Origin of the sequence: Muricaecibacterium torontonense, from assembly GCF_004793925.1 — a bacterium.
Taxonomy (GTDB): Bacteria; Actinomycetota; Coriobacteriia; order Coriobacteriales; family Atopobiaceae; genus Leptogranulimonas; species Leptogranulimonas caecicola.
Window position 1 is genome coordinate 438,389 of sequence record NZ_SRYE01000001.1, and the last position, 12,326, is coordinate 450,714.

Genomic DNA, 12,326 nt, shown 5'->3' on the forward strand with positions numbered 1-12,326 from the left:
GCTACTCCTTGGCAAGACGGGGGTACCAGGGGACTCCGTCCACAAAGATGGGATGGACCTCGCCGGCAATGAGCGGGCGGGCATAGTCTAAAAAGACCTGGGTGAGGCCCATGCCGTCCGGCGTGATCCAGCTGCGTGGGATGGTGCGTACCCCATTGGCCACATCAGAGATGGCTTTGAGACCATAGCGTACCGCGTAGGGGTCGTCGGAGATGCGGTGAATCACCGAAAGCATGCCAGTGGCCCCGGACGCTGCTGCCTGCAGTGAGGTGGAGCCCAGGGTGGCGGCTTCTGCGAGGTCGGTGGCGCTGGCCAGATGCGCCGCGCAGCGCTGGAGGGTGGAGAGCTCCACCGCGCGGGTCTTGACCCCCAGACGCTCCTTGATGACGCCGGCCAGATAGCGGCAGAGGCCAGATTGGGCCGCCGCATGGCCAAAGGCGTCCACACCCACCGACTCGTCCTGATAGAGCGGCTCTCCCGTGGGCGTGCGGGCGCCCTCGCTGGCCGCGATAATGACGGTGTTCTGGGTTTTGAAGAGCTTATCTACCCGAGAAACGATGTCGTCCAAGCTCACCGGAGCCTCCGGCAGCAGGAACAGGTCGGGGCCGTCTTGTCCTGGAGCCCCTGCCAGGGCTGCGGCGGCGGTGAGCCAGCCGGCATCGCGGCCCATGATCTCCACCACGGTGACCGACTTCATAAAGTAGGTGTCGGAATCCCTTCTCAGCTCATGGACCGAGGTGGCCACAAATTTGGCAGCGCTGCCATAGCCGGGGGTGTGGTCGGTGCCCATCAGGTCGTTGTCGATGGTCTTGGCAACGCCCATGAAGCGGATGGGGCTTCCTGCGCTCTCGCCGTAGCGGGCCAGCTTCTCGATGGTGTCCATGGAGTCGTTGCCGCCAATGTAGAGCACCGCCCCTGCGCCCAGGGCTTCAAAGCGCGAGAAAAGCTCCTGGTAAGGCGTGGCGTCATCCTCAGGATCCGGCAGCTTGTAGCGACAGCTGCCCAAAAACGAGGCCGGAGTATGGCGCAGCAGCTCGGCCTGGAGCGGGTCGCTCACGATGGCGTCCAGATCCACTGTGGCGCCGGCCAAAAAGCCCTCGATGCCGTTGCGCATGCCCACCACGCGGGCTCCCAGCCTGTAGGCGGCTTCCCACACTCCAACAAGGCTGGCGTTGATGGCGGCGGTGGGGCCTCCCGACTGCCCCACCAACACCGTGGTGTCCCACTTTTGCTCCATAGGGCCCCCTTTGCATGGCGCGTCCGTCGACGGCGCGAGACGACGGTCTTAGAACTCTTTCACTCTAAGCCAACCGTCCCGCTTGGGACCTTACAAAGCCTACTGGTGCGCCAACTTGTCATCGAGGCTCGACAGGTTGTCCCCGCCCGCCAGCTCTCTTAAAGGCTCATAGGCGACAATCAGATCATCTAAGCGCAGAGATGCGTTGGCCGCGCTGGTAGAGGGCAGCGCCACATGTTCGAGCTCCGGCCACTGCGGCTTGTCGAACTGCCGATAAAACCGTGCCGCCGCAGCCCCGGTGGTTGCCACGGCCTGGATAGGCGCGGCAGTGAGCAGCGGTCCCAAGTCGTTGGGCACTGCATCCTTGATGGAGGCATCCGATGCCCCGGCGATATGGCAGGAAGCCAGTACGTCCCAAAGGGCGATGCCATGGGCCAACACCAGCGCCCGTTTGGCTTCAACGGTTTCTGGCACCGGCTCGCCAAAGAGCGCTGCCAGCACCCGCCAAAAGCGGTTTTGGGGATGCCCGTAGTAAAATCCCAGCTCCCGAGATTTTGGACTGGGCATCGTGCCCAACACCAGCACGCGGCTGGCGCTGTCATAGACCGGTTCCAAAGTGTGGGTGACCTGCTGAGTTTGCACGCGTGCTCCTCCCTGCCCCCGGCTTTTGGGCACAAACCTACCCAGAAATCTTACCCGGCCAAGCACCCGTTGCGCATCTTGCGGCCCAGAGAGGAGGCAGCGCCCATGAACGTGACCTTCGACAAGCGCGGTTGCGCGCGGTCCCTCAAACGCTGGCCAGATCTGGCCAGCCGCATTCCTCAGATGCTTGCCAGCCAGGCAGAGAACGATTTCTTCAAGTGCAAGAGCGCCATCAAGCGCCCCTTCCAGGGCCATTCCCTCAAAGAGTGCCGAGTGAACTCCAAAGACGCCGGCAGTGTGCGCGTGGCCTTTTGGGTGGCAGGCGACGCCGCCCAGGTGGTCTACATCACCCCTACGCTGGTAAAACGCGACTTCACTCAGGAGCTCGAGCGCTTTCTGGCGAGTGGGTAGGCGCCCCGGCGACCCACGGATGTCAGGCAGGAAAGGCGCGGGTTTCTCGGTAAGGCGACGAGCGAGTGGATTCGCTATTTTGTGGTACGAGAGCCTGCTTTCCGGCAGATCTATTTTCTCGTTGGCAGATAGGGGTAGGCCATGAAACTTCTGCCCACGAAGGAGGCGAGACGCAGTGAAACTTATGGCGATGAAGCAGGCGCTGGGGATGGCGCAGGGGCTGTGCGGCAAGGGTTCCAAAGGCTCGGTGGAGCTTAAGACCTTTAAGAAGGACCGCTGGGTGAGCGTGTGTGCCACAGGCGATGCGGTGCGGGTGGCTGAGGGCGGCTATGCCGCTGCCGAGAAGGACTATCCGCCGGGAGCTGAGGCCCGCAAAGCGCTGCGCGAGGCCTGTCGCCGGGAGTTTCCGCGGTCGAACAAGCTCTATGTGAGCCAGCGGTAGAGGACGTGCAGGCAGGCCGCCGTGCCGGCTGTCTTGGGGCCCTCTTCAAGCTGGGGGTTGCGGCACCTAGGAAAACTCCGGGTCTGCCAGCAGCAGATCCACCATGAGGCCGTAGCTGGCGGTGCCGGACGACTGCCCTTGGGCCTTGAGGTAACCGTCGTTCACTGCGTCTCCCAGATCTTGAAGAGGGCCTCGATAGCTGGCAGCCATCGAGGAGCGGGCCGCTCGGTCGCCAGCCACCGCGGCGCTCCTTTGACGGTTGATGCGTGCCCAGGCGGCCTGATCCTGCCCGTAGAGGGTGTTCATGGCATGGTTGTAGGCCAGGGTGTAGCCGCTGTAGCGAGCCAGCGGGTCCTCTGAGTTCACGCAGGCCAGATAGCCAATGTAGTTGGCCTCGTCTTCGCGCATGAACCCGGCGCGATGGGCCAGCTCGTGGCAGAGGGTGGCCGGCACGCAAAAGCGGGGCCAGTCAACGCTCGCGTTGGCCTCGGCGGTAAAGGGAAAGTAGAAGCCGGTGATGCCCACCAGCGACAGGAGCCGAGAGGCCAGTACCGGCTTAGGGGTGGAGAACTCGACGTCGAAGAGTCCAGGGTGAGGGGAGTTCAAGGCCTCGACCAGCAATTTCGCCTCTTGGGCCATCGCAGGGAAGTCTCCCCGCCCATCTCCCGAGGTCGCAGGGCGGCTGCGAAGCCACTGGTCGGAGACGGGCCCCAACGCCGCCCGGCTCTCATCCATCCGGCGTCCCAGCTCTTGGCAGAGCTCGGCTAAGCGGGCGGCGTGCTTCTCGGCAGGGAGGCTGCGCGCCTGCTCAAGGGCCGGCCCATAGCCGGCGAGCTGGGCGAAAGTAGGTCGGTAGTAGTTGAGCCCTTGAAGCGCCATGAAGATCACCCAGATGGCCGCCACTGTCGCGACGGCGGGGATCGCGCGGCGCCAAAAGGTCGTGAGTCTGCTCCCGCGGCCGGCTTTGATGATCGCCCGAAGGCTGACTATGAGATATGCGATGATCGCGATGGCTGCAGCCAGAAGGACCCATTCCGCTACCGAGAAAGACGCCAACCCCGGCACCCAGCCCACGGCGTTCGACAGCGGTACGTAGGGGCCTTGAGCCCAGGCGTCGGAGGGGCTGGCCGCCAGCCAGAGCGACCCGGCCCAGGCGGCTGCGGCAGCTGTCAGGCAAAGGCAGGTTCCCACGATGGTGCGGCGGGGAAGATGCAAGGGCACAGGGCCTCCTTTCCGGGTGCGATGGGCGGGATAGCGCGTCGATGCGCTCCTTCATCAGCTTAGCGGATGGATGCGAGAGGCTTGAGTAAGATGCGGGGGACGCCGGGTTGGCATCAGGCACTGGGCAGCATGAGTAACCTGGGGCTATGAGACTGTCTCAGGGGCAGGCAGTTTGCCCTGGGCAGCCTCGGGGATCTCATCCCACTGCACCTCTTCCCAGGAGACGACGCCTACCAGTGGGCGAGTCTTGAGGCGCAGGTAGGCGGCGTCGCGAAGGATACGCTCGGTGTCTAGGGTGATGGGGGTGGTTTGACCGGCTGGAGTGACACCCTCCAGCTGATAGGAGTAGCACATGCCTCCATGGGGCTCGATGGAATGCACGGCATCGTTGTCTATCTAGACGTAGGCGATGTCGGGGTCTGCCAACTCGCTATGGAGCACCACTGCCACTGCCGCGCCCACTGCCACTACTGCCACAAGCCCAACCAGGATCTTTCTTGCCATGGGGTCTTCCAATCGCTCATGCGCGCATCGCACCCACAGACCATGGTGGCCCGACGCACAGAGCGCGTCCATCGATGCAGGTGACAGAGGGATAACGGTTTTGTAAGAGGGGGAGGGCTGGTGGGGTTGAAACGCTTATGCAATAAGTATTTCGGATATTTATTCTGTATCGCTGTTTGGTATTTGTAATACTTGCGCTTTCAGAAGAATGCAAATTATCATAATATAAGCAATAATAAGATAATTAAATATATGATTACTGCTTTTTGATACGCAAATATTTAAACTCTAACATACAAAGCAATTCAGTTTGTCAACTTCTCGGTTATCGATTGTATGTTGAATTATTCGATAAGTATAAGATCATGTTATTAGTGAATTTAATAAGGGAGGATAAAATGAGCATTTCACGCAAACATTTTATTAAAGCAATGGCAGCAATTGCAGCCATGGGGATCTTTAGGCCAAAGAAAGCAATTGCATCCGAAAGCGATGACTTAGTCGTTTTTAGTCCCGAGATTGCTCTTGATTATGCAGAACAATTTGTTAAGAACACTTATAGGTCTTCAGCAGGTGTGGATAACCCCATACCCATAGTCGATATTTATGGACAGCCCTCTGGCTATGCTATTGATATGCTATGCTATTGATATTATAGAAGGAGGCGGAAATAGCGGCTATGTCTTACTTGATACGAACTGCCCAGAACTAATCACTACTTTTTGTTTTAATTCCGGAGCACTGGGGCCTTACCAAAAGCAAATGAGTATGCTTAAAAAGACCCTCAATTCTAGTAGCCTTGGAGCGCCGTGTCTATTACAGCTTTCTCCCCTTGACTTATTCCCCTATGACGAAGCAGTTGGCATAGCTATCAATACAGACGGAGTACCCTTCAAGCCACTACGAAGAAACACCTCTACTCCAAAAACCGAATGGAATGATCTATTGATTCCAACTGATCAAGTATATGGTAGTGCATATACAATTACGTCAGAGGGTTACATCGGTGATTATTGGTTTGCTACAGAAGGGCAAATTGAAGAAAATACGGGAAAATATGCTTGTGCAGTTACTGCCCTTTATACTATCGCAGGTTTAACGTGGACAGGATCGGGCTTTTTAATTGATCCATTCTCAGATTGGTCTTGCTATGACCAGCTTTGGAAGTATACAGGAACAACTGGAACCGGGGAGTATAGTTCTGCTGGTGCAATGCTAGGGACTACCGAAATGGACAAAATAGGCCCAGGATTTGTTGAGTTCTGTAGGGCACGAGGATTTCCACAAAATCAAAGCAACACTTTCAGCCCAGCATTCTCTTCTTTCCAAAATCAAGTTTCTAATACTAAACATTCAGTCTTTTCCGCTTCAATAACAAGGTTGGATGGGAGTATTTCAGGACACTCTATGAGTGTCAACGGATGGGCCTGCTTGAAGCGTGCTGGTCTTACCATGAATACCTTAAGCGTATTTGACGGATGGTACAATATGAAATATCTAAATGTGTCATACAGCGGCTACAGGACGACGCATGGAACTTATTTCTAGACGAAGGTTATTTAAAACAGCAGGCTTTGTATTAAGCCTGCTGTTTTTAAATATGGTTGGCTGCAAAACTCTTACTTCAGAAGATCGAAGCATTAATGAGAGAGGCAACGAGATGCCTGATCAATCAGATACCAGGACCGGTGGTGCTGGAGCAGCTGCAGGAGAATCCAGCGGCGAGGTGCTGTATGCAGAGGAGCGCGACAACAAGTACCTCGTGATGGTGCAGGTGCAAGAGGGGTCTTCCATGGAAACGGGCAGTTTTGCCCTGGTGGTGTTAGATCCCATGCAATCCAGTGCCAGCCAAAGGACGCCTCTTCCTAAACCAGGGGACCAGTTGCGTTGGTTCCATATTCTCGCCCCTGGAACTGTGGGCTATGTGAGCGGTTGGGACTACAGCGTGATAACCCGAGAAACACTCCCTACTTCCTAGGGAGTCGCAGGTGGAAGGTGGTCTTCTCGGCAGCAGCATCCCAGTGCAACTCCCCGCCTAGCTGCGAGGTGCACTCTTGGGCCAGCGAGAGATCAAAACTGGCGGGCATCGGCGAGCTATCAGCCGAATCGACGGCAGTGGCGTCGCCAGGGACCGCATCATAACTCACAACAATCTCCACCCAGTCGGCGCATGCGTGAGAGCTCACCTCAACCGCACCTTGGGCTTGGCGAACGACCACGCTCAGCAGAGAAGTGAGTGCGCTGGCAGCCAGGCGGCCGTCGGTGCGTAGAGGCAGCTGGCAAGGGAGGTCTGCTTGCAAAATAACGTGACGTGCATCAGCTAAGGGAGCCACATCCTCCAAGGCCTCGAAGGCGATTTCGCGAAGGTCCGCCTCTTCTATATGAGCTTCGTAGCTCAGCTCGTCAAGCTGGGAAAGCAAAATGATTTGATCTACCAACCTGCTCATGGTGCCTACGTTGCGGTGGATGATGGGCCGGGCGCGCTCGGCAGGGAGCAGCCCGCTTTCGAGCGCCTCCACATAGCCGGTGATGGCCATGAGGGGTGTCTTGAGCTCATGGGAGGCATTGGCGCAAAAGGTTTTCGCGCGACGGCGGTCCTCTTCAATAAGCCTGAGCAGCCAGCCGGAGCCTCTCCTCACCAGCAGGCAGACTCCTAGGGCAATGACCAGCAGGAGCGAAGTCGCCTGGTCGATCAGCGCGAGGTAGGGGCCTTCGTCCACGCAGAACACGAGCCAAGGATGGTAGCCCTGCTGACGAGCGGCTTCATCGGGCCCTGCCACCAGATAGTAAAACTCATGGCCTTGGTCGCTAAAACGTTGCACCTGGTTAAGGGGCGTGACGTCTGCAGTGCTCGCGAGGTGCCCCCAAAAAGAAGGCAAGTACCCGGCCGAAGCCATGGATGGGTACTGGGTAAGCCTTTGGCCTTCTTCTCCCAACTCCACGCGACTTACCGTGGGCAGCGAGGCTTCCTGGACGACAGATTCGTTGGCAGCCGTTGCCATCAGCGCCCGCTCTGCCTGTCTTCCTAGCTCAAAGCGAGAAAACCACAGGTAGATGAAGGGTACGCAGGCAACGCAGATCATGATGGCCACAGAGAGCCTCTTTAACGTGCGAGCGCTTTGATTTGCAGGGAGTTTCTTTGGGATATGCCCATGGCATGTGGCACGAGTGGGCGTGGGGGAGACCGAATCACTGGGCATCCTGGGGCACCTCCTTTGGAGCCAACCGCCAGCCATAGCCCCATACGGTCTCGTTGATCACCTGGGAGCCGGCGTCAAGCAGCTTGCGGCGAAGGCGCCGGTTGGCTTCGTCTGGCGCCCGAGAGGCCACTACCTCCTCATAGCCCCACACCGCGCGAACCAGCTCGCCACGCGCTACGGGTTCTTCAAAGTGCGCCATCAGGTATCCGAGAAGATCAGCCTCCAGGGGTGTGAGCTTGAGCTCTTGACGGCGAGGCTTTGAAGGGCCGGGGCGGGTTGATCCGGCGGTGGAGGTTTTTCTCGGCAAGGATGTCACCCAAAAGCGACGAGTCTTGGCCTCGAAGGCGAGGTTTTTGCACACAAGGTCGCGATTCAATGCTTCAGACGGCACAGCTTGTGGTTCAAGCAAAGCCGTGCGGCGCAGCAGGGCTTGGATGCGCGACACAAGCACGCGGAGCTCGAAAGGCTTGGGAAGGTAGTCGTTGGCGCCCGAGTCGAGGCCTTCGCACTGGTCGTCCGGGGCGCCTTTGGCGGTAAGGAGCAGCACGGGCAAGCTCGAGGCGCGGCGAAGTTCGCTTAGGGCTTCAAGGCCGCTCATGCCCGGCATCATGACGTCGAGGATCGCCAAATCGGAGGGGCTGCGGCGAAAGGCGCTCAACAGAGAGGCCCCGTTGGCAAAGCCTTCCACTTCATGGCCTGCCCGCTCTAGGCAGGCAACCACCAAGGTGCGAGTGTCTGGGTCATCGTCGGCGAAGTAGATCTTTGCCATGGGGCTCCTCAATAATGCGGCGAAGAAGGAGTAGGGAGATGTTGCGGCGAACAGCCATCATCGAGGCGGTTGGCGAGAAGCCGCGCTGCCCGGTGCGTCATTCACTGTTTGATAGGTTCTACGATACAACTCCGCAGCAAATCCCCGGCTGCGGGTGTTTTCGTGCTCGGTCAGCCGCCTCCCTTCCATCGTGAGCACGCTGTCGCACACGGCAGTCACGTTGTCCAAGATGTGGGATGAGAACAGCACAGCGCTCCCGCGCCGAGCCAAGGCGCGCAGATAATGCCCATTGGACTCGGCATGGGTGGGGTCCAACGCGTTCATAGGCTCGTCCAAAAGCAGATACTTGGGTTGTGCCACGTAGGCACAGGCCAGTGCCAGCTGCTGGGCCATGCCTTGGGATAGGCGCCGGACGGCCCACTCTATATAGGGTTCCATAGAGCATTGGGTTACTACCTGCGCAATGTCTGCGGAGCTTTTCCAAAGCTGAGCTGCCGTTTGCAGGTGATCCCGACCGCTCAGCTGAGGGTTGAGCAGAGAGCCGTCTCCAGGCATATAAAAAACCTTCGATCGAATGGCCTGAGGCTTGGGCTCTTTGTGGCCGTCAAGCATGCGGCGGCTTGCCTGTCCCAGGCTCCTATTGCCCGCCAGCCACCGCAGCAACGTGGTCTTGCCAAAGCCATTGGGGGCGATAAGGCCTGTGACCCGTCCGGGCTCAAGCGTGAGAGACGCGTGTTCAAGCAGCCTTTTGCGCGCGAATCCCAGCACCAAATCATGTACTTCGTACATGGCTCCTCCTAAACCCTTGTGGAGCGTGCGGCAAGGTTTCCTACCACTGAAGCTGTTGCAACAGCCAAGCACCAAAGTCCTAAAACCAGCAATCCTTGCTCCCAGGACACTCCCGGCTCGTGGACAAGGGCTTCTCCGTTGAAATAGGCAAGTCCGCCGGCGATAGGCCAAAGATCGAAATAAGCCGCCGGATTCCAGGCCGAGGCCCCCTCTGCCAGCACATTGACTGCGAAAAGCCCCAAGATCGGCAGGCAGGCGATCGCTGTCGCCACTTGCCGCTTTGCGCCCAGGGACAACGCCAGCTGTGCCAACGACGCGCAGCAGGCGCATTGGATCAGCAATAACACAGCAGCTCGCCCCAGCACTTGGGCTGCGGTGAGATCCAGTACCTGCTGACCCTGGACGAACACTGCCGGATATCCCGGATCCCCAAATCCCGCAGCCAGCCCACGCTGGCAAAACGCCACCACGCAGGCTGCCATCATGAGCAGCCAAGCTACGATGGTTGTCACCCCTATGCTCGCCAGCGCCTTTGCTCCGGAATTCATGGGGCATTGTCCCAGTAGGCCCTTTGGCTCTTGCCGAGAAACCCCCACCCCCGCCACCAGCGCTGCTATGGCGAGCCATAGCAGCGGAGGCACTTGCCCGTAGACAAAGGCCAGGTAGGGCCATGCGCCCATCTGGTGGGTGGTGCCATAGACCACCGGCTCTTGGAGCTCTCCCACACGCACCATGGTGAGGGAGTTCGCGCGAATCATGGCCTCGTCTGTTCCGGCGAAGTAGCCTGCATCGCAAAGCGCCAATATCGCCTGGCAGTAACGGCCTAAGGCACGAAGTTGCTCAGCAGAGCCTCTTGGGCTGGATCCGGCCTCGTCCAGCGCCTGCTGGGCTTCCTTCCAGAGGTTGATGATATTGTCGGCAGCCCCTGAGTCCTGAAGCATCTGGATGCGAGGGCCAATGTCTTGGGCATGCTGGGTCACGTAGCTCTCGACCATATCGGCGCCGGCGGTGGATCCCACGCCGGCCAGCGGCAGCCACAAAAACAGGCATAAAAGCAGCGCGGCAGCATAAATCCAAGGGCTATGGAGGATCGCGCGAAAAAGCTCTCTGGCATAGGAAACCATGGGTGCTCCCATCGACCTTTATGGAACTGCCTTGATCTTAGGGAGTAATGAGACCTGAAACCTTTAGATTCCTGCCACAAAGCTGCCACAGATCGGAGCCGACCCCTCTTGCGGTTGCCAGCTTACCTTGGGATTTTTTGGGAAGGCACGGCTTCCTAGGGCATGATGGGAGGTTGATAATCCCGCATAGAGTCAGGTGTTAAGGAGCCAATATGGCAGAGTTTGTCTACCAGATGCACGACGTGCGCAAGACCGCCGGCGACAAGGTGATCTTGGACGACGTCACCATGGGCTTTTTCCCGGGCGCCAAGATCGGCGTGGTGGGCCCTAACGGCATGGGCAAGTCCACCCTGCTCAAGGTCATGGCAGGCAAAGAGGACATCTCAAACGGCGAGGCCCGCCTGGCCCCCGGCTACAGCGTGGGCATGCTGGACCAAGAGCCTGAGCTGGACGAAGACGCCACGGTGCTGGAGAACATCCGCCAGGCCTTTGGCCCGCTGCTGGCGAAGATCGACCGGTTCAACGAGATCGGCAACGAGATGGCCCAGCCCGATGCAGACTTCGACGCCCTGATGGCCGAGATGGGCACCCTCCAAGACCAGATCGACGCTGCCAACGGTTGGGACTTGGACTCCCAGCTCTCCCAGGCCATGGACGCGCTTCAGTGTCCGGACCCCGATACCCCGGTCTCTGTGCTCTCCGGCGGCGAGCGCCGTCGCGTGGCTCTCTGCCGCCTGCTGCTGGAGGCCCCCGACCTGCTGCTGTTGGACGAGCCTACCAACCACCTAGACGCCGAGAGCGTCCTGTGGCTGGAGCATTTCCTGCAAAACTACCCCGGCGCCGTCATGGCCGTCACCCACGACCGCTACTTCCTGGATCATGTGGCCCAGTGGATCTGCGAGGTGGACCGCGGCACCCTCTATCCCTACGAGGGTAACTACTCCACCTACCTGGAGACCAAGGAGCGCCGCCTGGCCGCCCAGGGCCAGCAGCAGGCACGCCTGGCCAAGCGCATGGCCGCCGAGCTGGAATGGGTGCGCTCCAGCCCCAGCGCCCGCCTCACCAAGAACAAGGCCCGTCTGGAGCGCTACGAGCAGATGGAGGCCGAGGCCAGAAGCGCCAAGAAGCTGGACTTCGCCGAGATCCAGATACCCGTGGGCCCGCGCCTGGGCGCCAAGGTCCTCGAGGTGGAGCACCTGGAGAAGGGTTTCGATGATCCTTCCGGCGAGCGCCGCGTCCTTATCGACGACCTCTCTTTCACCTTGCCGAGAAACGGCATCGTGGGTGTCATCGGCCCTAACGGCGTTGGCAAGACCACCCTGTTCAAGACCATCGTTGGCCTAGAGTCGCCTGATGCGGGCTCGGTGGAGCTGGGCGAGAGCGTCAAACTCTCCTATGTGGACCAGAACCGCGCCGGCATCGATCCTAACAAGACAGTCTGGGAAGTGGTCTCCGACGGCAACGACTTCATCACCGTGGGCGAGACCGAGGTCCCCAGCCGCGCCTATGTGGCGGCCTTTGGCTTCAAAGGTCCCGACCAGCAGAAGAAGGCCGGTGTGCTCTCCGGCGGCGAGCGCAACCGCCTGAACCTGGCCCTCACCTTGAAGCAGGGCGGAAACCTGCTGCTTTTGGACGAGCCCACCAACGACCTGGACGTGGAAACGCTCTCCAGCCTAGAGGCGGCGCTTTTGGACTTCCCCGGATGCTCGGTGGTGATCTCCCACGACCGCATGTTCTTGGACCGCGTGGCCACCCACATCCTTGCCTGGGAAGGCACCGATGAGAACCCCGGCCACTGGCACTGGTTCGAGGGTAACTTCGAGGCCTACCAGAAGGATCGCGAGAAGCGCCTGGGTCCTGATCTATCCAAGCCCCACCGCATCCACCGCAAGCTCACCCGCGACTAAGGCGTGTGTCCTAAAGCTTGGGCTTTGGGGCAATGGGCGGTTTGCATACACGGAGGCAATCGAAGGCCCGGGTGCATCTG

Annotated in this window: 14 protein-coding genes; 6 read left to right on the plus strand and 8 right to left on the minus strand. The window is 59.3% G+C overall.

All coding sequences use genetic code 11. The features are described from left to right. Position 1: 1 nt before the first annotated feature. Together E5334_RS01825 and E5334_RS01830 are read right to left on the minus strand one after the other, a co-directional pair. The gene (locus E5334_RS01825) at positions 2-1,237 is read right to left on the minus strand and encodes a diphosphate--fructose-6-phosphate 1-phosphotransferase (RefSeq protein ID WP_136011892.1); all 1,236 of its coding nucleotides are present in this window, start codon (positions 1,235-1,237) and stop codon (positions 2-4) included. 99 nt (positions 1,238-1,336) lie between these two features. After that, on the minus strand, positions 1,337-1,879 hold the full coding sequence (locus E5334_RS01830; RefSeq protein ID WP_136011893.1) for a DNA-deoxyinosine glycosylase: 543 nt from the start codon (positions 1,877-1,879) through the stop codon (positions 1,337-1,339). Between the two features lie 105 nt (positions 1,880-1,984). Between E5334_RS01830 and E5334_RS01835 the strand changes: the two genes are divergently transcribed. Continuing rightward, a complete protein-coding gene (locus E5334_RS01835; protein ID WP_136011894.1) occupies positions 1,985-2,290 on the plus strand; it encodes a hypothetical protein in 306 nt (101 codons plus the stop codon). Positions 2,291-2,465: 175 nt separating this feature from the next. Further along, the gene (locus E5334_RS01840) at positions 2,466-2,732 is read left to right on the plus strand and encodes a hypothetical protein (protein ID WP_136011895.1); all 267 of its coding nucleotides are present in this window, start codon (positions 2,466-2,468) and stop codon (positions 2,730-2,732) included. Positions 2,733-2,798: 66 nt separating this feature from the next. On the opposite strand, the gene E5334_RS01845 is transcribed toward E5334_RS01840, so the two are convergent. Beyond that, positions 2,799-3,953, minus strand: coding sequence for a DUF3810 domain-containing protein (locus tag E5334_RS01845; protein ID WP_136011896.1), 1,155 nt, complete (start codon positions 3,951-3,953; stop codon positions 2,799-2,801). Between the two features lie 144 nt (positions 3,954-4,097). Then, positions 4,098-4,334 carry a DUF1093 domain-containing protein gene (locus E5334_RS01850; protein ID WP_136011897.1) on the minus strand — a complete coding sequence of 79 codons (237 nt, stop codon included), beginning with the start codon at positions 4,332-4,334 and terminating at the stop codon, positions 4,098-4,100. Positions 4,335-4,855: 521 nt separating this feature from the next. On the opposite strand from E5334_RS01850, the gene E5334_RS01855 reads away from it, so the two are divergent. From E5334_RS01855 to E5334_RS01865, 3 genes are all read left to right on the plus strand, one after another. Next, positions 4,856-5,107 (plus strand): hypothetical protein, encoded by a 252-nt coding sequence (locus tag E5334_RS01855; RefSeq protein ID WP_136011898.1) that lies wholly within the window; start codon positions 4,856-4,858, stop codon positions 5,105-5,107. Between the two features lie 118 nt (positions 5,108-5,225). After that, positions 5,226-6,005, plus strand: a complete 780-nt coding sequence (locus E5334_RS01860) for a hypothetical protein (RefSeq protein ID WP_136011899.1) — start codon at positions 5,226-5,228, stop codon at positions 6,003-6,005. Continuing rightward, on the plus strand, positions 5,989-6,435 hold the full coding sequence (locus tag E5334_RS01865; RefSeq protein WP_136011900.1) for a hypothetical protein: 447 nt from the start codon (positions 5,989-5,991) through the stop codon (positions 6,433-6,435). Before E5334_RS01860 ends, E5334_RS01865 begins: the two co-directional genes overlap by 17 nt. On the opposite strand, the gene E5334_RS01870 is transcribed toward E5334_RS01865, so the two are convergent. The 4 genes from E5334_RS01870 to E5334_RS08605 all read right to left on the minus strand — a co-directional run bounded on the left by E5334_RS01870 (position 6,425) and on the right by E5334_RS08605 (position 10,339). After that, the gene (locus E5334_RS01870; protein ID WP_265592394.1) at positions 6,425-7,540 is read right to left on the minus strand and encodes a sensor histidine kinase; all 1,116 of its coding nucleotides are present in this window, start codon (positions 7,538-7,540) and stop codon (positions 6,425-6,427) included. The two genes, E5334_RS01865 and E5334_RS01870, sit on opposite strands and share 11 nt — an antisense overlap. Positions 7,541-7,646: 106 nt before the next feature. Beyond that, positions 7,647-8,426, minus strand: a complete 780-nt coding sequence (locus E5334_RS01875; protein ID WP_136011902.1) for a response regulator transcription factor — start codon at positions 8,424-8,426, stop codon at positions 7,647-7,649. 57 nt (positions 8,427-8,483) lie between these two features. Next, on the minus strand, positions 8,484-9,215 hold the full coding sequence (locus tag E5334_RS08600) for an ATP-binding cassette domain-containing protein (protein ID WP_167604253.1): 732 nt from the start codon (positions 9,213-9,215) through the stop codon (positions 8,484-8,486). Positions 9,216-9,223: 8 nt separating this feature from the next. Then, a complete protein-coding gene (locus E5334_RS08605; protein ID WP_167604254.1) occupies positions 9,224-10,339 on the minus strand; it encodes a hypothetical protein in 1,116 nt (371 codons plus the stop codon). Positions 10,340-10,551: 212 nt separating this feature from the next. On the opposite strand from E5334_RS08605, the gene ettA reads away from it, so the two are divergent. Then, positions 10,552-12,246 carry an energy-dependent translational throttle protein EttA gene (gene ettA, locus E5334_RS01885; protein WP_136011903.1) on the plus strand — a complete coding sequence of 565 codons (1,695 nt, stop codon included), beginning with the start codon at positions 10,552-10,554 and terminating at the stop codon, positions 12,244-12,246. Positions 12,247-12,326: the final 80 nt, after the last annotated feature.

Excerpts from the sequence above, each read along its gene's own strand:
- E5334_RS01825 (WP_136011892.1), bottom strand. The coding sequence starts at position 1,237 with ATGGAGCAAAAGTGGGACACCACGGTGTTGGTGGGGCAGTCGGGAGGC.
- E5334_RS01835 (WP_136011894.1), top strand. The coding sequence starts at position 1,985 with ATGAACGTGACCTTCGACAAGCGCGGTTGCGCGCGGTCCCTCAAACGC.
- E5334_RS01855 (WP_136011898.1), top strand. The coding sequence starts at position 4,856 with ATGAGCATTTCACGCAAACATTTTATTAAAGCAATGGCAGCAATTGCA.
- E5334_RS01860 (WP_136011899.1), top strand. The coding sequence starts at position 5,226 with ATGCTTAAAAAGACCCTCAATTCTAGTAGCCTTGGAGCGCCGTGTCTA.
- E5334_RS01865 (WP_136011900.1), top strand. The coding sequence starts at position 5,989 with ATGGAACTTATTTCTAGACGAAGGTTATTTAAAACAGCAGGCTTTGTA.
- E5334_RS01870 (WP_265592394.1), bottom strand. The coding sequence starts at position 7,540 with ATGATCTGCGTTGCCTGCGTACCCTTCATCTACCTGTGGTTTTCTCGC.
- E5334_RS01875 (WP_136011902.1), bottom strand. The coding sequence starts at position 8,426 with ATGGCAAAGATCTACTTCGCCGACGATGACCCAGACACTCGCACCTTG.
- E5334_RS08600 (WP_167604253.1), bottom strand. The coding sequence starts at position 9,215 with ATGTACGAAGTACATGATTTGGTGCTGGGATTCGCGCGCAAAAGGCTG.
- E5334_RS08605 (WP_167604254.1), bottom strand. The coding sequence starts at position 10,339 with ATGGTTTCCTATGCCAGAGAGCTTTTTCGCGCGATCCTCCATAGCCCT.
- ettA (WP_136011903.1), top strand. The coding sequence starts at position 10,552 with ATGGCAGAGTTTGTCTACCAGATGCACGACGTGCGCAAGACCGCCGGC.